Source organism: Bradyrhizobium sp. USDA 4472 (genome assembly GCF_054058595.1).
On sequence record NZ_JBSSAM010000001.1, the window covers coordinates 2,633,004 to 2,654,298 of the forward strand.

Annotated in this window: 19 protein-coding genes and 1 tRNA gene; 10 read left to right on the forward strand and 10 right to left on the reverse strand. The window is 64.3% G+C overall.

Annotated elements, in window-relative coordinates; all coding sequences use genetic code 11:
* Positions 1 to 66: 66 nt before the first annotated feature.
* The gene (locus ACVWZ4_RS12030) at positions 67 to 1,413 is read right to left on the reverse strand and encodes an RsmB/NOP family class I SAM-dependent RNA methyltransferase (RefSeq protein WP_456700400.1); all 1,347 of its coding nucleotides are present in this window, start codon (positions 1,411 to 1,413) and stop codon (positions 67 to 69) included.
* A 186-nt stretch (positions 1,414 to 1,599) separates the two neighbouring features.
* Between ACVWZ4_RS12030 and ACVWZ4_RS12035 the strand changes: the two genes are divergently transcribed.
* Both ACVWZ4_RS12035 and ACVWZ4_RS12040 read left to right on the forward strand, forming a co-directional pair.
* A complete protein-coding gene (locus ACVWZ4_RS12035) occupies positions 1,600 to 1,797 on the forward strand; it encodes a DUF1674 domain-containing protein (protein WP_456700399.1) in 198 nt (65 codons plus the stop codon).
* A gap of 56 nt (positions 1,798 to 1,853) precedes the next feature.
* Positions 1,854 to 2,444, forward strand: a complete 591-nt coding sequence (locus ACVWZ4_RS12040) for a thermonuclease family protein (RefSeq protein ID WP_456740358.1) — start codon at positions 1,854 to 1,856, stop codon at positions 2,442 to 2,444.
* A gap of 53 nt (positions 2,445 to 2,497) precedes the next feature.
* Here the strand turns inward: ACVWZ4_RS12040 and ACVWZ4_RS12045 are convergent, their stop codons facing one another.
* Together ACVWZ4_RS12045 and acs are read right to left on the reverse strand one after the other, a co-directional pair.
* Positions 2,498 to 3,013: a L,D-transpeptidase gene (locus ACVWZ4_RS12045; protein ID WP_456700397.1), complete on the reverse strand. Its 516-nt coding sequence runs from the start codon at positions 3,011 to 3,013 to the stop codon at positions 2,498 to 2,500.
* 417 nt (positions 3,014 to 3,430) lie between these two features.
* Positions 3,431 to 5,377 carry an acetate--CoA ligase gene (gene acs / locus ACVWZ4_RS12050; protein WP_456740359.1) on the reverse strand — a complete coding sequence of 649 codons (1,947 nt, stop codon included), beginning with the start codon at positions 5,375 to 5,377 and terminating at the stop codon, positions 3,431 to 3,433.
* 410 nt (positions 5,378 to 5,787) lie between these two features.
* Between acs and ACVWZ4_RS12055 the strand changes: the two genes are divergently transcribed.
* Positions 5,788 to 6,957, forward strand: a complete 1,170-nt coding sequence (locus tag ACVWZ4_RS12055) for a DNA topoisomerase IB (protein WP_456700395.1) — start codon at positions 5,788 to 5,790, stop codon at positions 6,955 to 6,957.
* Between the two features lie 11 nt (positions 6,958 to 6,968).
* Here the strand turns inward: ACVWZ4_RS12055 and ACVWZ4_RS12060 are convergent, their stop codons facing one another.
* A complete protein-coding gene (locus ACVWZ4_RS12060; protein WP_456740360.1) occupies positions 6,969 to 7,424 on the reverse strand; it encodes an SRPBCC family protein in 456 nt (151 codons plus the stop codon).
* 101 nt (positions 7,425 to 7,525) lie between these two features.
* On the opposite strand from ACVWZ4_RS12060, the gene ACVWZ4_RS12065 reads away from it, so the two are divergent.
* Positions 7,526 to 8,617: an adenylate/guanylate cyclase domain-containing protein gene (locus tag ACVWZ4_RS12065; protein ID WP_456790502.1), complete on the forward strand. Its 1,092-nt coding sequence runs from the start codon at positions 7,526 to 7,528 to the stop codon at positions 8,615 to 8,617.
* 53 nt (positions 8,618 to 8,670) lie between these two features.
* On the opposite strand, the gene ACVWZ4_RS12070 is transcribed toward ACVWZ4_RS12065, so the two are convergent.
* From ACVWZ4_RS12070 to tsaD, 6 genes are all read right to left on the reverse strand, one after another.
* Complete coding sequence (locus tag ACVWZ4_RS12070) at positions 8,671 to 9,612, reverse strand: tetratricopeptide repeat protein (protein WP_456740361.1); 942 nt, start codon at positions 9,610 to 9,612, stop codon at positions 8,671 to 8,673.
* A gap of 1 nt (position 9,613) precedes the next feature.
* The gene (locus ACVWZ4_RS12075; RefSeq protein WP_456740362.1) at positions 9,614 to 10,738 is read right to left on the reverse strand and encodes an AAA family ATPase; all 1,125 of its coding nucleotides are present in this window, start codon (positions 10,736 to 10,738) and stop codon (positions 9,614 to 9,616) included.
* 37 nt (positions 10,739 to 10,775) lie between these two features.
* Positions 10,776 to 11,216 (reverse strand): hypothetical protein, encoded by a 441-nt coding sequence (locus ACVWZ4_RS12080; RefSeq protein WP_456740363.1) that lies wholly within the window; start codon positions 11,214 to 11,216, stop codon positions 10,776 to 10,778.
* 260 nt (positions 11,217 to 11,476) lie between these two features.
* Complete coding sequence (locus ACVWZ4_RS12085) at positions 11,477 to 11,890, reverse strand: EVE domain-containing protein (protein WP_456700390.1); 414 nt, start codon at positions 11,888 to 11,890, stop codon at positions 11,477 to 11,479.
* Positions 11,891 to 11,892: 2 nt separating this feature from the next.
* Positions 11,893 to 12,873, reverse strand: coding sequence for an NAD(P)H-dependent glycerol-3-phosphate dehydrogenase (locus ACVWZ4_RS12090; RefSeq protein WP_456763442.1), 981 nt, complete (start codon positions 12,871 to 12,873; stop codon positions 11,893 to 11,895).
* Between the two features lie 2 nt (positions 12,874 to 12,875).
* A complete protein-coding gene (gene tsaD / locus ACVWZ4_RS12095; protein WP_456740364.1) occupies positions 12,876 to 13,949 on the reverse strand; it encodes a tRNA (adenosine(37)-N6)-threonylcarbamoyltransferase complex transferase subunit TsaD in 1,074 nt (357 codons plus the stop codon).
* A 112-nt stretch (positions 13,950 to 14,061) separates the two neighbouring features.
* Between tsaD and ACVWZ4_RS12100 the strand changes: the two genes are divergently transcribed.
* The 6 genes from ACVWZ4_RS12100 (at position 14,062) to ACVWZ4_RS12125 (ending at position 21,289) form a co-directional block, all read left to right on the forward strand.
* Positions 14,062 to 14,808: a uroporphyrinogen-III synthase gene (locus tag ACVWZ4_RS12100; protein WP_456700387.1), complete on the forward strand. Its 747-nt coding sequence runs from the start codon at positions 14,062 to 14,064 to the stop codon at positions 14,806 to 14,808.
* A 65-nt stretch (positions 14,809 to 14,873) separates the two neighbouring features.
* Positions 14,874 to 16,127, forward strand: a complete 1,254-nt coding sequence (locus tag ACVWZ4_RS12105; protein WP_456740365.1) for a COG4223 family protein — start codon at positions 14,874 to 14,876, stop codon at positions 16,125 to 16,127.
* A gap of 35 nt (positions 16,128 to 16,162) precedes the next feature.
* The gene (locus ACVWZ4_RS12110) at positions 16,163 to 17,905 is read left to right on the forward strand and encodes a heme biosynthesis HemY N-terminal domain-containing protein (protein WP_456740366.1); all 1,743 of its coding nucleotides are present in this window, start codon (positions 16,163 to 16,165) and stop codon (positions 17,903 to 17,905) included.
* A 100-nt stretch (positions 17,906 to 18,005) separates the two neighbouring features.
* Positions 18,006 to 18,081, forward strand: a tRNA-Thr gene (locus ACVWZ4_RS12115).
* A gap of 383 nt (positions 18,082 to 18,464) precedes the next feature.
* The gene (locus ACVWZ4_RS12120) at positions 18,465 to 19,586 is read left to right on the forward strand and encodes a DUF4297 domain-containing protein (RefSeq protein WP_456790109.1); all 1,122 of its coding nucleotides are present in this window, start codon (positions 18,465 to 18,467) and stop codon (positions 19,584 to 19,586) included.
* Entirely contained in the window at positions 19,583 to 21,289 is a 1,707-nt protein-coding gene (locus tag ACVWZ4_RS12125; RefSeq protein ID WP_456790110.1) for a hypothetical protein, read from the forward strand. The genes ACVWZ4_RS12120 and ACVWZ4_RS12125 overlap by 4 nt, the downstream gene beginning before the upstream one ends.
* Positions 21,290 to 21,295: the final 6 nt, after the last annotated feature.

The window sequence follows — 21,295 nt, forward strand, 5'->3', positions numbered from 1 at the left end:
TCGGACCGCGGACACCACCTTGAAAGACCCCGAATCAGGGGCGTGGCAGCAAAATCCGGTGCAAAATCAGGATTTAACGAGCCGGGCCGCGAAGAATCCGTCCAGCCCACCGAGCTTCGGGTCAGCGTGCGGCAGATGGCTCGGCAAGGTCCGGAGATCGCCCTCGGCGGTGATGATCTCGCCGAGCCCGGAGACTTCGCTCGCCTCGATCGGGACGCGGCGAAGCGACGGCTCTGCCGCCAGCAGCGTGACGACGGCTTGCTCGCCTTCCTCGGGTTCCAGCGAACAGGTGCAATAGACCAGCGTGCCGCCCGATTTGAGCAACGAGACCGATTTCTTCAGCAGCCGCTGCTGGAGAACGGACATCGCGGCAACGTCCGAGTCCTGCCGCAGCCAGGCAACATCAGGATGCCGGCGAATCGTTCCGGTCGAGGTGCAGGGGGCATCGATCAGGATTCCGTCGAAGCCGTCCTCTGGGCCGGTCCATTCCACGGCGTCAGCGACCACAGTCTCGGCCTGGAGCGACAGCCGGTTGAGATTTTCCCGCAGCCGCGCCACGCGCGCGGGCGAACGGTCCAGCGCCGTGACACGCGCTCCGGCTTGTGCCAACTGCGCCGTCTTGCCGCCGGGCGCGGCGCAGAGATCGGCGATGGACTTACCGGCGATATCTCCGAACAGCCGGACCGGCAGCGCGGCGGCGGCGTCCTGCACCCACCATTGTCCTTCGGCGAATCCGGGCAGCATGGTCACCGAGCCATGCAGCAGCGTGCGCACAGATCCGGTCGGCAGCACTTCGCCATGCAGACGGCTTGCCCAATGTGCGGCGTCGGACTTCACAGTCAGATCGAGCGAAGGTTCGTGGCCGAGCGCGAGCGCCATGTCCCGTGCGGTCGCCTCGCCGTAATGCGCGCTCCAGCGCGCCAGCAGCCAGGGCGGCAGGTCCAGCGATTGCGTCGCGACCTCCTCGACCAGCGCCTGGCCTTCGCGCGCGCAGCGGCGCAGCACCGCGTTGACGAGGCCGGCATAGCGCGCGGCGCGCCGGTCGGATTGCACCAGGCGCACCGACAGATCGACCGCAGCGTGATCGGGCACGTCCATCCAGAGGATCTGGGCGGCACCAATCAAGAGGGCGCTCTGCGCGCGCGGCGCATCGGACGGGATACCCTTGTCGAGCAGGCGCGACAGCACATGGCCGAGCGTGCCGAGCCGACGCAGGATGGTCGCGACCAGACGCCGCATCAGCGCGCGGTCGCGGTCGGCGAGCGTCTTCAGTCCGGGATGAGCGCCGGAGCCGTCGAGCTGGTCGTCGAGCGTGCGGTGCTTGTGCAACACGCCGTCGACGATGTCGGCAGCGATCCGCCGCGCCGCTAGACCAGGCACTTCGGATGGAGGAACGAAACGTTGAGATGGCATGCGGACGTAAGGTTCTGAGCAAGCGGCAGTTCCGCCGGGTAGGCGCATGCCTTAAGATCAGCTTCTGTGGCATGCGAATATGCCAAATGTAAGAACGGCCTCTGGCGATTTCAGCCCGCCGGAGCCATTTCAGCAATGCGTTATTGAACGTCGCGCGCCTGACGATCCTGCGCTAGGACCCGAACGATGAACGACCAGTCTCCTGTCCCCAATCGCAAACCCTTGCCGGCGGCCGCCCAGCGCGCGCTGGCCGAAGCGGAGGCACGCCGGCAAGCCACAGCGGCCCGTGCCGAAGCTGCGCCGAAGGAATTGCAGGGGCCGAAGGGACCCGAGCCCACGCGCTACGGCGATTGGGAGCGCAAGGGGATCGCCTCGGACTTTTGAGGTTCGGATTTTTTAGTCACTTGTCGGTCTGACCCACTCAGCCCTAGCGTGATTGGATGTCGCGCTTCGACCCAGATAGGTCCGGTCGGTCGTCTTTTGGCGGCTCGCCATTTAGCCGTCGTCTCTCCGGACTGGTGCCGTGGATGTTCATCGTCAGCGTCGTGGTCGCGGTCGTGCTGACCTTCCGGCATGGGACGAATTGGCGGGTGCCGCATCCGGCCGATGGCCGCGCGCAGGATGCCGAGATCATCCTTCGGCATTCAGGCTCTGCCGAGAACCGCCTGCAGGTCGACGTCGTCCGCACCATCGATGGTGACACCTTCCTGGCGCGGGTGCATCAACGCGACGGACGCGATTTCGTCGCGCGGGTTCGGCTGCGCGGCATCGATGCGCCCGAGATGAAGGCATCCTGTCACGACGAGCTTGACAAGGCGGAAGCCGCCACCGAGGCGCTGCGCAACCTGCTCGGCCAGGGCGGCGTCACGATCTACAATCTCGGGACGGAAAAATACGGGCGTGTTCTGGCCGACGTGGCGACCAGACGAACCGCCAACGTTTCGGCGGCGATGCTCGCGGGCGGCTATGCGCGCAGCTACGATGGCGGCCATCGCGATGGTTGGTGTACGCGCGGCTGGCGCTTCTGGTAACAAAAAAGCCGCGTCGAAACGCGGCTCTTTCAATCGCTGTTTGGTGGCTGCGATCAGCGTGTCACGACGACCTTCGTTCCGACCGACACGCGGCTGTAGAGATCGGTGATGTCGTCGTTGAGCATACGGATGCAGCCATAGGAGACGAAGCCGCCGACCGAGTTCGGCACGTTCGTGCCATGGATGGCATATTCTCCCCCGGCCAGCGTCATGGCTGCAACGCCCATCGGGTTGCGCGGCGATCCGCCCGGAATCACGTCGGGAAGCTGCGGCTTGTCGCGCTTCACCTCGGCGGGCGGCGACCAGGCCGGATTGCGATACTTGCCGTCGATGCGGGTGGTGCCGGCCCACTGCTTGCCTGATTTGCCGACACCGACCGGATAGCGCATGGCGTGGCCGTCATCGAGGATGAGATACAGCCTGCGTTCGTTGGTTTTGACCACGATGGTGCCCGGCGAGTAGTCGGCCAGATGGGCGCCCACCAGTTCCGGCCGCGCCTGGGCTGTCGTCGGCATCAAGGCCCCCGCGGCGACGGTCGCGGCCAGCGCGAATGCAATCTTCATCGACATCAATTTTCCCCTCGGCCCGGAACGGATCGTCCAAATTCACGCAAAACCTGAAATCGCCGGCCTCGCCCAGACATTCTCAACGCGCTTGTTAACCGGATGGTTTCCACGCGCGGCCGCCGGGGGCGAGCCGGCAGGGGGAAGAAAGGAAATGTTCGAAATAAAGTAAATGACCTGAAAACAACACTGGGCGGGAAAGATACCACCGCGCCGGGGTGCGCCCTGACAAGTGCGTGAGGGCGTGAACCGGGGGCGTTTTTGGACGGCGTCGGCGCGAAAGGCAGTCTCGTGTCGCGGACGCGGGTGCAACGCTGCTCCGCAGAGCCGGGACTCAGAAGCCAAGCGTTCTGCCGTGACGTGGGCCCCGGCTCTGCAGCGCACCGCCAAAGAGGCGTTGCGCTGCGTCCGGGGCACGGGAGCTCAGACCGACTTCTTGTTCTGCCGGTTCTTCACGAGATCATCGACCACGGCGGGATCGGCGAGCGTCGAGGTGTCTCCTAAGCTGCCCGGTTCGTCCTCGGCGATCTTGCGCAGGATGCGGCGCATGATCTTGCCGGAACGGGTCTTGGGCAGGCCTGGCGCGAACTGGATCTGGTCGGGCGAGGCGATCGGGCCGATCTCCTTGCGGACCCAGGTCACGAGCTCCCTGCGCAGCTCCTCGGTCGGTTCGATGCCGGCCATCAGGGTGACATAGGCGTAGATGCCCTGGCCCTTGATGTCGTGCGGGAAGCCGACCACGGCGGCCTCCGACACCTTCTCATGCGCCACCAGCGCGCTCTCGACCTCCGCCGTGCCCATGCGGTGGCCGGAGACGTTGATGACGTCGTCGACGCGGCCGGTGATCCAGTAATAGCCGTCGGCGTCGCGCCGGCAGCCGTCGCCGGTGAAGTACTTGCCCTTGTAGGTCGAGAAATAGGTCTGCTCGAAACGGGCATGGTCGCCGTAGACGGTGCGCATCTGGCCCGGCCATGAGCGGGTCAGGCAGAGATTGCCCGTGGTCTCACCCTCCAGCACCTTGCCGTCGGCATCGACGATTTCAGGCACCACGCCGAAGAACGGCTGCGTCGCCGAACCCGGCTTGAGCCTGGTCGCGCCCGGCAGCGGCGTGATGAGAATGCCGCCGGTCTCGGTCTGCCACCAGGTATCGACGATCGGGCACCTGTTGTCACCGACGACGCGGTGATACCACTCCCAGGCCTCGGGGTTGATGGGCTCGCCGACCGAGCCGAGCAGGCGGAGCGAGGCACGCGAGGTCTTCTTCACGGGCTCGTCGCCGCCCTGCATCAGCGCGCGGATCGCAGTCGGAGCGGTGTAGAAGATATTGACCTTGTGCTTGTCGATGACGTTCCAGAACCTGGAATTGTCGGGGTAATTCGGCACGCCCTCGAACATCAGCGTGGTCGCGCCGTTGGCCAGCGGTCCATAGAGAATGTAGCTGTGGCCGGTGACCCAGCCGACGTCGGCGGTGCACCAGTAGATGTCGCCATCGTGATAGTCGAACACGTATTGGTGCGTCATCGCGGCGAACACGAGATAGCCGGCCGAGGTGTGCAGCACCCCCTTGGGTTGGCCGGTCGAGCCCGAGGTATAGAGGATGAACAGCGGATCCTCGGCATGCATGTGCTCGACCGGGCATTCCGTCGTCACCATCGCCGCGGCCTCGTGATACCAGAGGTCGCGGGTCGGGTTCATGTCGATCTTGCCGCCGGTGCGCTTGACGACGACGACCCAGTCGACGCCCTCGGATTTTGCGAGGGCCGCGTCGACATTGGCCTTCAGCGGCACCTTCTTGCCGCCGCGCAGGCCTTCGTCAGCGGTGATGACGACCTTGGACTGGCAGTCGTTGATGCGCTGGGCGAGCGAATCCGGCGAGAAGCCCGCGAACACCACCGAGTGGATGGCGCCGATCCGCGCGCAGGCCAGCATCGCGTAGGCCGCTTCCGGGATCATCGGCAGATAGATGGTGACGCGGTCGCCCTTCTTCACGTTGCGGGTGCGCAGGATGTTGGCCATCCGGCAGACCTCGTCGTGCAGTTCCTTGTAGGTGATGTGCCTGGACTGCGAGGGATCGTCGCCTTCCCAGATGATCGCGGTCTGGTTGGCGCGCTTGTGCAGATGCCGGTCGATGCAATTGTGAGCGACATTGAGGATGCCATCCTCGAACCACTTGATCGAGATGTTGCCCGGCGCGAAGGAGACGTTCTCGATCTTGGTCGGCGCGTGCATCCAGTCGATGCGCCTGGCCTGCTCGGCCCAGAACGCGTTGGGGTCCGCGACCGAGCGGGCATACATGTCCTTGTATTTGGCCTGATCGACCCAGGCGCGCTTGGCCCATTCCGCGGGGACGTCGTAGATCTTCTCGGACATGCTTCCCTCCACATACGGCAAGCCGAGCACAGCGGACTGGCGAGCCGACTTCATCGTTGAACGATTATGCGTCGGGCTAACGGGCCCCGACAAGGAGCACAAGCTGGACCTTCGATGAGCGGCCGGCCATGCGGAGAATCAAGCCGCAACGGCCGGCTGTCGCAATTCTGAAACAGGCCGAGTGGCGGCTTTTGGCTCTTGACCCAAAACCTGGGAAGCGGCCCTTGCAGGGAGCCCATGCGCCGCGGGAGGTATTTGGAGACCGCTTCTCACTGATTCGGGACTCGCAATGCGGTTCGGAACACCCTAAGTGGCTAACCCGGGTCCGAAGAGGCTCTCCAAGCGAGGCTTGGAACAAACGTCAGAACAGCGGCATTGAACGGTAACAGACAGGGCCAGGGCTTAAGACCATGATGGATCAGCAGAATCTCGGGACGATGCGGCCTGCCTCCGCCGATCCTGCTGCCATTGCGCTGGCCAAGGCCCTCGGACAATGGCCCAAACCATCAGGTTCCACCCGTCCCAGCCCGAAAAAGGTCTTCGATGCGGCGTCCCCTGCAACGGTGGAGGCGCTCGCCAAGGAACTGGGCCTGCGGCTCGGCGACCAGAACGAGCTGACCATCCGCCGCATCAAGCGCGGCAAGGGCTATTCCTTCGTCCGTCCCAATGGCGCGCATATCCGTGACGCCCGCACAATCCGTCGGCTGCATGCCATGGCGGTGCCGCCGGCCTACCGCGAGGTGCGCTACTCGGCCGATCCGAGCTCACATCTCCAGGCGGTGGGACGCGATGCCGCAGGCCGGCTGCAATATCGCTATCACGCCGACTGGGAGAAGGTCCGCGAGCATCGCAAGGCGCATCGCCTGGAAAAGCTGGTTGGCGCGCTGCCCAAAATCCGGCGCAAGGTGTCGGCGTTCCTGTCGGGCGACGAGCCGACCCGCGAATTCGCGCTCTCGGCCGTGATCGAGCTGATCGCGCGCACCGCGATCCGGCCCGGCAACGAATCCTACGCCCGCCTCAACGGCACCCGCGGGGCCACGACGCTGCTGAAGTCCAACGTCACGCTGGAAGACGACTGCTTCGTGCTCACCTTCAAGGCGAAGGGCGGCAAAGCCGTTCGCAAGGAGTGCGACGCCGCCAAGCTGGTGCGCGCCATCGGCATTTTGCAAAGCGTCCCCGGCAAGCGCATGTTCCAGTATCGCGATGCCTACGGCGTCGTGCGCGCCGTCAGCACCACGCAGGTGAACGCGTTCCTGCGCGAGATCGCGGGCATCAAGATTTCGCTGAAGGATTTTCGCACCCTGATGGCCTCGGCTGTCGTCGTGGAATCGCTGTCGCGGATCACGCCGGCGACCAGCCAGCGCGGCCGCAAGAAGCAGGTGCTGGACGCGATCCGCGCCGCCGCCGACAAGCTCTCCAACACGCCGGCGATTTGCCGCAAGAGCTACGTCCACGACACCATCGTCACGGCGTTCGAAGAGGGCATCCTCGAGCGCTTCGCGGCGACCATGAAGGGCCAACGCTCGCAGGCCCGCCGCGAGCAGTTGTTGCAGCAGGTGGTGGCGACCGCGGCGGTGTAGCCCGCGCATCGCTACATATTGTCCGAGATGCCTCGGTCAGGGCCTGGATCGCGGCCCGCGGCGGCGCTCGTCAGTCGGCTCAGATAATGCGCCCAGCCTTTCGCGTGGGCGGCCATCTGTTCCTCGGTCGGCAGCCCGCTATGCGTCATGCGCAGCAGCGTGCCACCGTCGCGTTCGATCAGGTCGATCTCGATCAGGCTCGAGCCGGGCGGGACTTCCTGACCGCCCTCCCAGCCGAACGTATAGGCCAGGCGATGCACCGGCACGACCTCGCGGAAGGCGCCCCGGGCGATGCTGCCACGCGGGCCGATACCCCTCAGAAGATAAAGCCCGCCGGGATGCGGCTCGGTGGTCGCATCCGAGCCCATCCAGCTCAGGATTTTCTCCGGATCGGTCAAATAGGCGAAGACGGTGGCACGCGGGGCGGCGATCTGGGTCTCGCGTCGAAATACGAAGGGCTCGGTCATCGGCGATCATCCCCAGGGTGCTCCTGGCACATGGCGGCGCCCAAGCGGCCCGTCAAGGATTGCCCGTGACAAAGACGGTCCTCCTTCGCCATCATCGGATCATGCAACTCTCCCCGACCCTCGCCTGGCTTGTCGATGCCGCCTCGGAAACCGCCGGCGCCGATCGTCTGCTCGCGGACCTCGGCACGCATCTGCTCGCCGATGGCGTGCCGCTTGCGGCCGGCGCCCTGACGCTGGAGGTGCCGCATCCGTTGATCGCGAAGCGGACCTGGTTGTGGCGTGCGGACAACGGCCGGGTGATCGAGGCGCTCGGTTTTGCGCCAGGCGGGCTGCCGCCCGATTTGCCTGACGATGCCGGTCGCCGCTGGCTGCGCGATATCGCGGGCGGCGACGTGCACGAGGACATTGTCGGGCGCGATGGGCCGCTGCTCGGCTGGATCGGTCCGCATCCGTTCACATCAGGCCAAATCGACCAACTGCGCCAGGCCGCGCGCTTTGCCGCGACGCCGCTCGCCGCGCTCGCTGCACGCGCAACGTTGCGTGCGACGCTGGAAGCCTATCTCGGCAAGCGCAGCGCCGAGCGGGTGCTGGCAGCGCCGTTGCGGCGCGACCTCGGTGAAACCATCCAGGCTGCGCTGCTCTATGCCGATCTGCGCGGCTTCACGACCCTGTCGGAAACCAGTCGGCCTGCCGACGTCATCGCCGCACTCGATGCCTGGTTCGATCGCATCGCCGGTGCCGTTCACGCCTTCGGCGGCGAGGTGCTCAAATTCATCGGCGATGGTGTGCTCGCGATCTTTCCGGTGACAGAGGCGACGCCGCGGCGCGCCTGTGATGCCGCCTTGCGCGCCGCAGCCGCCGCCGAAGCCGGGATGGCGTATCTCAACGCGGAGCGCCGCGCGCAAGGATTGCCGCTACTTTCGTTCGGGGCTGCCCTTCATCTCGGCGAGATGCTCTGGGGCAATATCGGCCCCGCCAATCGGCTCGACTTCACGGCGATCGGTCCCGCCGTCAATCTCGCCAGCCGGCTCGAAGGCCTGTGCAAGCCGCTTCGTAGGACCGTGCTGGTGTCGGGCGCGCTCGCCGCCGAGACGGAAATGCCGCTGATCGCGCTCGGACTGCACAAGCTGCGCGGCATTGCCTCGCCATGCGAGGTGCTTGCGCTGCCACAGACGCAAGGGCGGGGATCGTAGCCTGGCGCGCGCGGCTTTCGCGGCCGGGCATCGCGACCGCAGCGGTTCGAGAATCAGGTCGGCGGCGGTTCGCCGGCATTGCTCCTCGCAGGATCATTGTCCTTCACTTGCCTGCGAATTCGGTCGCGTTCCGAGTTGATGAAGTCGTTGTCGGGCGCCAGCGTCATTGCGCCCTGCAACGCCGTCAGGGCATCACGCGGCCTGCCCATGGCTTCGAAGATCGCGGCGCGCGCCAACAGACCGCGCGGATCTTTCGGGCTGCGCTTGCCGAACTCGTCGAAGTCGCGCAAGGCGGCATCATAGCTCCGTTGAGCCTGCTGGGTCTCGCCGCGTGCCAGGTAGTAGTCGGCATTGTTGGATTGCCGCCTGATGGCTTCGTTCAAATCGGCCAGAGCCTTCGCATAGTCTTTCAGCCGCAGGTAAGCAAAGCCACGGTAATAATACGCGACCGCCGCTGTCAGCCAGGGCGTCGACGGGCTTGCGGTCTTATCCAGATCCTGAAGCGCCGCATCGTAGTCTCCGCGCGTCATGTAGATCCAGGCGCGGTCGTTGAGGGCCGCAGCGTAGTCGGGCTGGATCTTCAGCGCGGCATTGAAGTCCGACATCGCGCTTTCCGGTGCCCGGTCGCGCTGCATGAAGCCCCGCTGGGTGTAGACCGATGCCAGCTTCGAGCCCGATATCTTGCCGCCATCGATCAATCTGGTGCAGGTGCTTTCCGACGACGGGCCGCTATTGGCAAAGCAGCTCATCACCTCGAGGTCCACCGTATTGATCGTCGTCGTCTTGATCGGTGTGGCGGTCGCCTTCTGCGCGATCGGCTTCGCCCAGCTTCCTGCGTTACCCCAGGCGCCGGTGTTGACCGGCTTGCTGATCAGGACCCAGCCCGTGATCAGCACGGCCGTCGCGATGGGCCAAGCGTACCACGACCACCGATACCAGGGATCAATGCTCCACAATGCGCCGTGAAACGCGACAATGCGAACCGCCATGTTCATGTCAGCTGTCCCGGATGGCCGATTGAATGTCGCTCAGCTCGAACTCGGCGACGCTCGCATCGGGGTCTCGCGACGTGCGCAGCGCGTGCGCCTCGCGGGTCTTTTCGAGCAGCGTCCGCATCGAGCGCGCGTTGCCCCATTGCGGATCGTCGCGCTGCGAATCGATCCATGGCGCGAGTACCGTCTCGACGCCGATCGGCAGCAGATATTGCTGCTCCGACGCCATCGCGCGGAAGATTTCACAGAGCTCGAGGCCGTCGTACGGCGGAAAATCGATGGTCTTGGTGAAGCGGCTGGCGAGCCCGGGATTGCTGGCGATGAAGCGATGCATCTCGGCAGGATAGCCGGCGACGATCACGACCAAGCGATCGCGGTGGTCTTCCATGTATTTCAGCAGCGCCTCGATGGCCTCGCGGCCGAAATCACCCTTCCATTCCGCCGGACTGAGGCTGTAGGCCTCGTCGATGAACAGGACACCGTCGAGCGCGGTGCGGCAGACGTCGAGCGTTTTCGGCGCGGTCTGGCCGACGTAGCTCGCGACGAGCTGGCTGCGGTCGGCTTCGATCAGATGGCCTTTGCGGAGCACGCCGAGCGAGCGATAGATGTCGCCGATGGCCCTGGCCACCACGGTCTTGCCGACTCCGGGAGGACCGGTGAACACCATGTGCCGGCTCGTGGCGAACACCGGCAGGCCCTGCTCGCGCCGCCGCCGTTCAACCTCCAGGCTCGCGAGCAGCTTGTTGATCTCGGTCTTGACCGAGGCGAGCCCGACCATCATGTCGAGGTCGTCAAGCGCGTCGTCCGCGGTGCGCATCACCATTCTGGTCTCGCCGGTCCCGGGAACGGTCGTCAGCCTGCGGCCGTAAGTGTAGCCGCTTCCGATCGGCACGAAGCCTGACGCCGTGGGGTCGGCTCCAAGGCGGGCGGCGATGTAGCCGATGCCGGTCGCGGAGACGATCGTCAGGGTGATGCCAACGAATCGCAGCACGGTCATGTCGGAGAAGAGCGATCCGATCCAGCCGAAAAAGCCGATCTGCGGATTGAACAGCAGCGCACTAAGGCCTGCCGTCGCCACGCCGATCAGGATGAAAGCGAGGATGAAGCGCGCGTTCACAAGGCTCTGCATTCAAGTCTCACTTGAAAATCTCACCTGCACGCAAATCTCACTTGCATGGTGGACGCCCAGGCCATCGCACCGTAACGGTGCTTGAACCGCCGACCGGCTCCATCTGGGCCGTCGGATAAAGGGATACGAGCAAACCCTTGGCGTCGCCGTCCACAGTCAGCGGGTCGAGTCCGCCGCTGTCGGGCAGCGGGTTTGGCAGGGCAATTCTCTGCGGCTGCTCGGTGACGCGGAAAGAGGGCGATCGATATCTGCTGGTGCGAAACGTGACGATTCCACCGGCGGGGTTGCCCGGGGTCGATACCGTGATGAATGCGATGGGATAACGGCATTGCCGGCTGTCGGATTGCGCAACGCGCTGGCCATCCGGCGTCAGGGTCGGGATGGCGTCAGCCACCTGTTCCTGCGGCACCAGCGCAATGACGGGAGCGTCAGGTGCAGCCCGCGTGATGAGAAACCACCCGATGATGGCTCCGATCATGGCGGCGCCCGCCAGCAGTATCGCAAGCGTCGACGAGGTATCTTTTCGAGCACGGAATGGAAAGGCCCCTGTCGGGCCGTCCGCGGACCCTGGCGATTGCTCGCCGCCGTCCCTTTCTTGCATCGCCATGACGCGAGAAGACCTGTTGAACGTCCATTCCTCTGCCGAACCTAGGAACTCTGTCGGCAGATATCAATGGTTGTGACGGCGCTCCCGCACTATCACGAATTCGTCACAGCTGGGCCTTCACTTGGAGCGAATCATACCCCGCCCATCTTGCAGACGAGCTTCCATTCCTCAGGCGTCACCGGCTGCACGGACAGGCGCGAATATTTCACCAGCGCCATCTCGGCCAGCTTCTTCTCGGCCTTGATCGCGACCATCGTCACCGGCGTCTTCAAGGGTTTGTCGGCCTTGATGTCGACGCAGACGAACTTTGCCGTCTTGTCGGTCGGATCCGGATAGGCCTCCTTGATGACTTCCGCGATCCCGACGATCTCCTTGCCCTCGTTGGAATGATAGAAGAACGCCTTGTCGCCCTTCTTCATGTTCACGAGATTGATCCGCGCAGTGTAGTTGCGCACGCCGGTCCAGGCTTCGCCCTTGGCGCCCTTCGCGACCTGCTGGTCCCAGGACCACACCGATGGTTCGGATTTCACCAGCCAGTACGCCATGTTCATTCCTCTGCCTTGAAAGGCCGCGTCAACAGTCCGGAGATCGCCGCGTCGATCGTGCTTCTGCCGCCCAGGATTGATGCGACAGCTTCTGATACCGGCATCTCGACGTTTTGCGAAGCCGCGAGCTCGATCAGCACCGGCGCGGTGAATTCGCCTTCGGCAAGCTTGCCCGCGGACGGCGGCTCACCGCGGCCGAGCGCGAGCCCAAGCGCAAAATTGCGCGATTGCGGGCTCGAGCAGGTCAGGATCAGATCGCCGAGCCCGGACAGGCCCGTGAGTGTCTCGCCGCGTGCGCCGAGCGCGCGGCCAAGCCGCGTCAACTCGGCAAAGGCGCGGGTGGTCAGTGCAGCCTGCGCGGAAGCACCGAGCTTGCGCCCGACCGCAATGCCGACCGCGATCGCCAGCACGTTCTTGGCCGCGCCGCCGATCTCGACGCCGCGGATGTCGGTGGAGTGATAGGGACGGAAGGTCGGCGAGCCCAGCGCCTGCACCAGTGCGCTCGCCAGCGCCTCGTCCTTCGCCGCCAGCGTCACCGCCGTCGGCAATCCGTGCGCGACGTCGTGAGCGAAGCTCGGACCGGACAGGATCGCCGGCTGCGCATGCGGCGCGGCTTCCGCGATCACGTCGGTCATGAATTTGTGGGTGCCGTGCTCGATGCCCTTGGCGCAGGCGATGACGGGCGCGGACGGGGTGATGTGCGAGGCCAGCATGTTGACCACGCCGCGCAGATGCTGCGCCGGGGTCGCGATCAGCAGCAAGTCGGCGCGCGCGACTTGTGCGAGCTCGTGTGTGACGACGATCTCCGGCGCGAGCCGCACGCCGGGAAGCCGCGGATTGTCACGGGTCGATGCGATCCGCGCAGCATGGTCGGCGTTGCGTGCCCACAGCGTCACGCTCCTCCCGGCGCGCGCGGCCACCGTCGCCAGCGCCGTGCCCCAGGCGCCGGCACCGATCACCGCGACGGAGCGGAACGGCGTCATGGTCAATACCCCGCCCGCGTCTTGCCGTAGCCATCAGGCGCGGTGGCGTTGGCGTCGAGCAGCCAGCGGGCGCGCGGCTGCGCGTCCATCGTATCGGTGATGCCGAGCGCGAGGCGTTCGGCGCCGGCCCAGGCGATCATTGCCCCATTATCGGTGCAGAGCGCGGGTGGCGGCATGATCAGCTGCGTCTTCGCTTCCCCGGCAACGTCGAACAGTGCGCCGCGGATCGCCTGATTGGCGGCGACGCCGCCGGCGGCGACCAGCGCGCGCGGCGCGCCGAATTGTTCGCGGAAGAGTTTCAGGCCCACGCGCAGCCGGTCGGCGGTCGAGTCAAGCACTGCGGCTTGGAAGCTCGCGCAGAGATCGCCGATGTCCTGCGGCGTGATCGCGCTGAGCCGGCTCGCCTCGGTGCGCACCGCTGTTTTCAATCCCGACAACGAGAAATTGGCGTCGGGACGGCCCTGCATCGGCCGCGGAAACGCAAAACGCGTCGGATCGCCAGTCGCCGCCGCGCGCTCGACTTCCGGTCCGCCGGGGTAGGGCAGGCCCAGCATCTTCGCGACCTTGTCGAAGGCCTCGCCGATGGCGTCGTCGACGGTGGTGCCGAGCCGCACATATTGGCCGATCCCGGCGACCGCGACGATCTGGGTGTGGCCGCCGGAGGCGAGGAACAGACAATAAGGAAATTCGATGCCGTGCGTCAGTCGCGGGGTCAGCGCATGCGCCTCGAGATGGTTGACCGCGACCAGCGGCGTGTCATGCACGATTGCGATCGCCTTCGCGGTGGTGAGGCCGACGATGACGCCGCCGATCAGCCCCGGTCCTGCGGCTGCCGCAACGCCGTCGAGCTCGGCGAAGTCGATGCCCGCCTCTCTCATGGCGCGCTCGATGATGCCGTCGAGCAGGTCGACATGGGCGCGCGCGGCGATCTCCGGCACCACGCCGCCGAAGCGGGCGTGCTCCTCGACCTGCGACCGCACGATATTGGAGAGGATCTTGCCGCGTCCGTCCGGCGCGCGCTCGACCACCGCCGCCGCGGTCTCGTCGCAGGTGGTCTCGATGCCCAGTACCAGCATTGGCGAATTGTTATCCAATTTGCGCCCTTGCGCTCATCCGTAAAGCAGAGTTCTGGTACGTCCGACAGCATTCGTCAATGCGTCACCGCCACGTGGATCGGGAACACAAGCGATGTCCATTCTTGTCACACGGCCGCATCCCGACAATCAGGCAACAGCGGAGAATCTGCGCGCGCGGGGGCATGTGGTGCTGCTCGCGCCGGTGCTCAAGTTCGAGCCGGTCGCTTTTCATGACGAAGGCGAAACCGGCTACAGCGCCATCATCGTGACATCGGCCAATGCGATCCGCGGCGTCGCGCCGCAATTGCGCGACCGCGGCCTCTTGGAGCTGCCGCTGTTCGCGGTCGGAGAGCACACCGCCGCCGTGGCGCGCGACATCGGCTTCACGAAGGTGCTCGTTGCCGGCGGTGATGCCGCGTCCTTGCGCGATAAGATGATGCAAGGTGCGCGCGACAAGGTGCTGAAGAAAAAGAGTACGCTGCTTTATCTTGCCGGGGCCGATCTGTCGCGGGATCTCGGCGGCGAGCTTGGCGCGGAAGGATTTAGCGTGGTCACGCAAACGACGTATCGCATGGCGCCGGTCAATATCCTGCCGCGCGAGGTCAGCGACGGCTTTGCCGCCCATGGCATCGAGGCGGTGCTGCACTACTCCCGGCGCAGCGCGCGCGCCTTCCTGGATGCGGCCCGGGACGAGGGCGTCGAAATCTCGGCACTCGCGATCCCACAATGCTGCCTGTCCGAGACGGTTGCCAGCGTTCTGCGCGATGCCGGCGCGTCGCAGGTTCTGGTGGCCGCGACCCCGGACGAAAATGCCCTGTTTGACGCCTTGGAGCGTGCTTTGCGGACCCGTTTGGCGTAAGAGGACGGGCCGAATCCGACGCAATCGGGCTCGTCTCTGGTATGCAAGTGTGAGGAACCGTCACGATGGCCGACGACAAGCCTGAAGAGGCAGGATTGGCTCCCGAGTCCGGCCGTGCCAAGCGCACGCCGCCCACCATCGACCTCGAGGCGACCGAAGTCTCCACCCAGCCGCAGGACGTGGTGGGCGAGCCGGAGGCGCAGCCATCGGCTGAGCAGGCAAGATCCGGGCAGGCCGATGTCGATGATGGCACGGTCGAGACCGGCAAGGCTGAGACAGCCAGAGCTGAGACAGACAAGGCTGAGCCGCAGCGAGATGACACGCAAGCCGCTGCTGCGTCGGTCCCCATCTCTCCCTGGGTCATCGCGCCATTTTCCGGCGCCGTCGCGGCCGCGCTCGTGATCGCGGTCGGTTGGGTGCTGGGCTGGCCTGCGGTCCAGGCGCCGGCGGCCGCGCCGCAGGTGACGAGCGCGACCATCGATGCGCTGAGCGGACGTGTCGCCGCAATCGAAGCCAAGGCGGTCAGGCCCGCGCCAGATCCGGCGATGACGTCGCGGCTCGATGCGTTGGAGAAATCCGTCGCCACGCTGCGTAGCGACGTCGCCAATTTGCGTACGCAATCCGACAAGGTCGCGGGCGCATTGAACGATGCGAAATCCGCGCCGCGCGATGCGGCCTCGTCGTCCGGTCTCGCCGCCCTCGACGAGCGCGTCTCCCAGCTCGAGCGCGCCAGCACCTCTGCCCGCGCCGAGATCGCGCAGCAGGGCGAAAAGATCGCCGCCGATGCCAGGCAGACGGACGACAAGCCGCTGCGCCATGTCGTTGCCGCCACACTGCTCGACGTTGCCGTTCGCCATAACGACCCCTATGAGGCGCAGCTCGCAGCCGCGCGGTCGCTTGCGGCCAAGCCCGAGATGCTGAAACCGCTCGACATGTTCGCGGCCTCAGGGATTCCGACGCCGGTCGCGCTGAGCCGCGAGCTCCTCAACATCGTGCCAAAGCTGTCGCCGCCGGCCGAGGCTCCGGCCGCGGGGGCGGGCATCGTCGAGCGGCTCCAGGCTGGAGCATCGAAGCTCGTCAGAATCGAGCGTACCGACGGGGCCGGCACCGATCGCGGTGCCATTGTCGCTCGGATCACGGCGGCGGCGCTGCGCAACGATTTCGTCGAGGCGCGTCGCGAGTTGAAGACACTGCCCGAGGCCGATCGTGCGCCCGCGCAAGGCTGGCTCGACAAGGCCGATGCGCGCGATGCCGCGCTCGCGGCCTCCCGTCAATTTGCCGACGACGCTCTGGCCAGTCTCACCAAGCCTGCGCAATAAGATTCGCGCAACAATCCGCGCGTATAGGGATAGCCATGCTTCGCATCGTCCTCTTCCTCGTCCTGATTGCGCTCGCGGGCGCCGGCGCGGCCTGGGTTGCCGATCAGCCCGGCAATGTCGTGATGACCTGGGGCGCTTATCGGGCCTCGCCGAGCATTCCGGTGTTCGTGCTCTGCCTCGGCATCTTTGCCGTCTTGATCGTCCTGCTCTGGAGCATCGTGACCGCGATCTGGCGCATGCCCGGTCGGATCCGCCGCCGCCGGCACGAAAAGCGCCGCGCGCGCGGCCGCCACGCCATCACGCATGGCTTGCTTGCGATCGGCCACGGCGATACCGCCCTTGCCCGCCGTCACGCCGAAGCGGCGCGGCGCCATGCCCCGGATGATCCGCTCGCGCTTCTCTTGCACGCGCAATCGGCTCAGCTCGGCGGCAATCGCGACGAGGCGCAGCGCGCCTTCCGCGCCATGGCCGAGCGCGAGGACACGCGGCTGCTCGGCCTGCGCGGCCTCTTCATCGAGGCGCAGCGCGCCGACGATGCGGTCGGCGCGGTGATGATCGCGGAGGAAGCGATCAAGCTGTCGCCATCCTCGACCTGGGCCTCGCATGCGGTGCTTGGCTTCCGCTGCGCGCGCGGCGATTGGAGCGGCGCGCTCGCGATCCTGGATTCGAATCTGTCCGCAGGCCTGATCGACAAGCAAGCCTATCGCCGCCAGCGCGGCGTGCTGCTGACGGCGCGCGCGCTGGAATTGGAGACCATGGACCGCGACGTGGCGCGCGAGAGCGTGATGGAAGCCGTCAAGCTCGCGCCGACCTTGGTGCCGGCCGCAGTGCTGGCGGCGAAATTCGAGAGCGAAGCGCATCAGGTGCGTCGCGCCATGAAGCTGGTCGAAGCCGCCTGGCTCGCCAATCCGCATCCCGATCTGGCCGACGCCTACGCGCATGTGAAGCTCGGCGATTCTGCGCGGCAGCGCCTGCAGCGGATCGAGACGCTCGCGGCGAAAACGGGCGCCGACAAGCCCGGCCATGTCGAGGGACAGCTCGCGATTGCACGCGCCGCGATCGATGCCTCCGAATTCGCGCGCGCGCGCGAAGTGCTGGCGCCCTACGTCAACGATCCGACCCAGCGCGTGGCGCTGCTGATGGCCGAGCTCGAGCGCAGCGAGCATGGCGACGGCGGACGCGCCCGCGCCTGGACGTTGCGCGCGGTGCGTGCCCGGCACGATCCCGCCTGGACCGCCGACGGCTATGTCAGCGATCGCTGGCGTCCGGTCTCCCCGGTCACGGGGCGGCTCGATGCCTTCCAGTGGCAGACGCCGGTTGCGAGCCTGCCCTCGGACAAGGGCGCGACCATCGAATCCTCGGCCTTCGAGGAAGCCATGCTGGCCGCTCCGCCGCCCAAGCGGGTGACGGTGGCGAATGAGGTGCCCGCGGAACCGGCCGCAATCGCGCCGGCTGCGACCCCTCCTGCTCCGGCCGCGCAAGACAACGCGCCCCCGGCCGCCAAGGAAGAACCGGTGATAACGCCAGCGGAGGCGGTCGAGCCGGCCTCGGAAGCCGCCGAATCAACGCCGGTGGCGGCGACCCCGGTGTTCCGGACCCGTGCCGACCTCGGCCAGCCGGCGCAGGCACCGGTCCAGGCCGTCATGCCGATCGTCCGTGCGCCCGATGATCCCGGGATCGACGACGACGGCCCAAGCGATGAATTTACGGAGCAAATCGGTACCCCAAAGGCCCAGGCCGGCGGCTGGCGCGGATTCTGGTCCCGCTGGGGCGCGTGAGTCCCATTTCGCCTGCCGCTTGTCCTTGCCAATTCGGGCCATGCCCGATATCAGGAGCGCGCGTATCGGGGCCGGCCCTATCCGGGCCCCGGCAGGGTTCGCCGCAATAGCTCAGTCGGTAGAGCACGTCATTCGTAATGACGGGGTCGGGGGTTCGAATCCCTCTTGCGGCACCAATAACTTCAATAAGTTAGATAAAATTTCGAACGGCGACGCGCCGAGATAATCAATGCCATAATCAATTCTGCGTCAGGCCGCTGGGCACGCCGGGAGCTGTTCTAGGACAAGCTTTTCGGCCCCGGTAGAAAATCGCGAACATGAGGTCGGGTGGGGTCAGCTCACCAAACTGTTCCAGATATTCAACAGCTTAGCGGGAAGTTGGTTGGTGAGCTAATGCGCTTGAGCTATGATTGCATTCATGCGCGCTCGCGTTCGCACCGAATCCTCGCGTCACGCGATGCGCGAATGGTGTCTCAAGGTCTAATTTCAAGTGATTACCCGCAGTTGTAACGTCGCCGCCGCTCGCTAGAGTACGAGGCGGGAGCGGGGGGAAGCTTGGGTGTCATTTGCCGATCGGCTCATCTCAGAGCCACAACGAGAAAAATCTGGCGAAACGGGATACGAGCGTTTCGACTATCAGGCCCTCTGGGGTCTCGCGCTGATCTTCGCACATCATGGCTCGTCAGAAGACTATGCCATCGCCTTCGAGTTCCATGATGACATCGTGCTGCTGGACAGCGAGCAGTCGCCGACGCGCGCTCGCTTCTATCAGGTCAAGACCAAGGACAAGGGGCAATGGTCGCTGGCCGATCTTTATCGGCGCAAACCCAAAAAGAACGATCCTACTGGCGGCAAGTTGCCCTCGTTCATGGGGAAGCTATTTTCCAACTATGTCACGTTCCCTGATGAGACCGAGCAACTAAACTTCGTCTCCAATGTGCCTTGTGCATTTCTGCCCTCGGCATCGGGTGCGTGCAAGCTTGTTTCTTGCGACGCCGAGACGCTCAAGAAATTCATGGACAAGCTCGCGCAGGAGCACCGCGGGGCCAGTCACGCGGCGGTAAGCCTCATGCATTACGTTCAAGCAGATTTGAGCCTGCACGACAGTTCGACGCACATCAAAGGAAAGCTGAACGAGTTTATCCTCGAACACATCGGTTCGGTAGAATTCAATCCGGACACTCTCTACAAGACGATCGTCGAGGAATGCAGGACGCGCTCCAAATACACGGGGACGATTTCCAGCTTCTCCGAACTGATCCAAAAGAAATCGATCACGCGGTCGCAGGTGGAGGGATGGCTCAATCTTGTTCGTTCGCGACAGGCGCTGCCTGAATGGTCCATGATCAGTCAGCAGTTGAACGTCGGTGCGATCGAGCTGGCCAATTTAACTCGCGAGTGGCAGCGGTACCGCGCTATCGCGTTGGACGCTGGCAATGAGGCGATCAATGTTATCAGGGACAAAATCCGAAGCGAGCTGGACAAATGCGGTGGCGGCTCCCAGGGATTGGACGATTTGGTCGATGAAATCTATCCTGCGGTCAGAGACCTTGCGCAGGCCAACATATCGCCGTTCAGCAATGCTCGATTGAAGGTCATGATATTTTACGAGGTATTCACCCATGAAACGACAGGAGAAGTTCAAGAGATTGATCCGCAGCCTTCGGAAGCGCACTCATGAGAAACTTGAAATTACAAAGGTTGCTCATCTCCTCCGATCTAGAGAAGGCGGCGAGGATCGTCCAGTTCGACGAACGCAGGACAGTAATCTTTGGCGAGAATGACACAGGGAAGTCTTGCCTCATCAAATCGATCTATGCGGCCTTTGGCGCGGACGCCTATAAAACTAACGACAATTGGGACGCTCTGAAGACAAACTTGCTCGTTGAATTCACGGTGAATGACGTCCCTTATCGCGTGATGCGTTCGGGCAGCTTCTTCGCTCTGTTCGACGTGCAGGGGCATAACATCTGGAGCGGCTCCGGTGTTGGCTCCGGCATCGGTCCTCAAATCGCGCAACTATTGGAATTTAAGCTCACGCTCTCCGATCGCCAAGGCAATCAGGTCGTGCCGCCACCTGCCTTTTGCTTTCTGCCCTTCTATGTGGACCAAGATATTGGCTGGCTGCGTTCGTGGGCTTCTTTTGCGGGTCTAGGTCAGTTCGAAAATCCAAAGCGCGATGTAGCTTATTTCCACGCTGGTCTCCGGCCGAATGAATATTACGTTGCGAAAGCAACGAAGATAGATGCGGACCATATCATCGACGATTTGAAGGTTGACCGCCGAGCCTTAGACCGTGCGGCGGTGCGACTTCAATCCGGCCGACGGCCGATCAAGTTCGACTTAATGCCAGACACTTTCGCTGACCGGATCGACGCGCTGCTAAGGGAATGCCAAGCGCTGCAAGATAAGAGGGATCAGGTCCAGCGCGGCCTCGCTGATCTTCATTCCAAGCGCGCAGCTCTAATCGAGCAGAGCACGATTGCTGGTAACGCGTTGGCAGAGCTGGACGCAGATTATGATTTCATCCGCAAGACGGCCGATACCGAAATCATTTGCCCGACCTGCGGTACCGCGCACCTCAACGACTTCGCAAATAAGTTCGGGCTGATTTCTGACGCAGAGACTTGCCGGGGCTTTTTGCTGGAGGTGCGACAAGAGATTGCCCATGTGGACGAGGCAATTTCGCTGGAACGTGGCAAGTTCGAGAATCTCGCCGAGAATATCGACCGGGTCAACGCGATCCTGAACGAGCGGCGCGGCGAGCTAAAGCTTCGAGACCTTGTCGAGGGCGAGAGCGAACGCATGGTCGATGATGCGATCGCCGCCGAACACTCTGACATCAACACCAAGATAGGTGAACAAGACGCGCGCTCGGATGAAGCGCTGACAACGATGAAGTCGTTCGAGGACAAGAAATTTCAGAAGGCGATCAAGGATCGATATTTTCAGCTTATGAAGCGGTACATTTTCGAATTGCAAGTGCCGGGCCTTGCCGAGAAAAGCTATAAGCAAATCGACTGTGTGATTAACGAGACCGGCAGCGATCTTCCGCGAGCATTGCTTGCCTATTACTATGCGTTTGTGAACACGATGCGCGCCTCGTCGGCGTCGGTGCTATGCCCCCTCATCGTGGATAGTCCTGTCCAGCAGGATCAAGACCCTGCGAACGCGACGAGGATGATACAGTTTGCACTTGAGCATGTCCCCGATGATATGCAGCTCATCCTCGGTTCGGTGAGCCTGCATGGTGCCGCGTACAATGGTTACTCAATTGAAATCAAGGGCAAGCGAAGTTTGCTCCAGGCCGACGCATTCGATGAAGTGACAGGCATTATGAAGCCCTATTACGATGCGCTGATCCTGCCCCAAGCTTCTTCATAGGCGAGG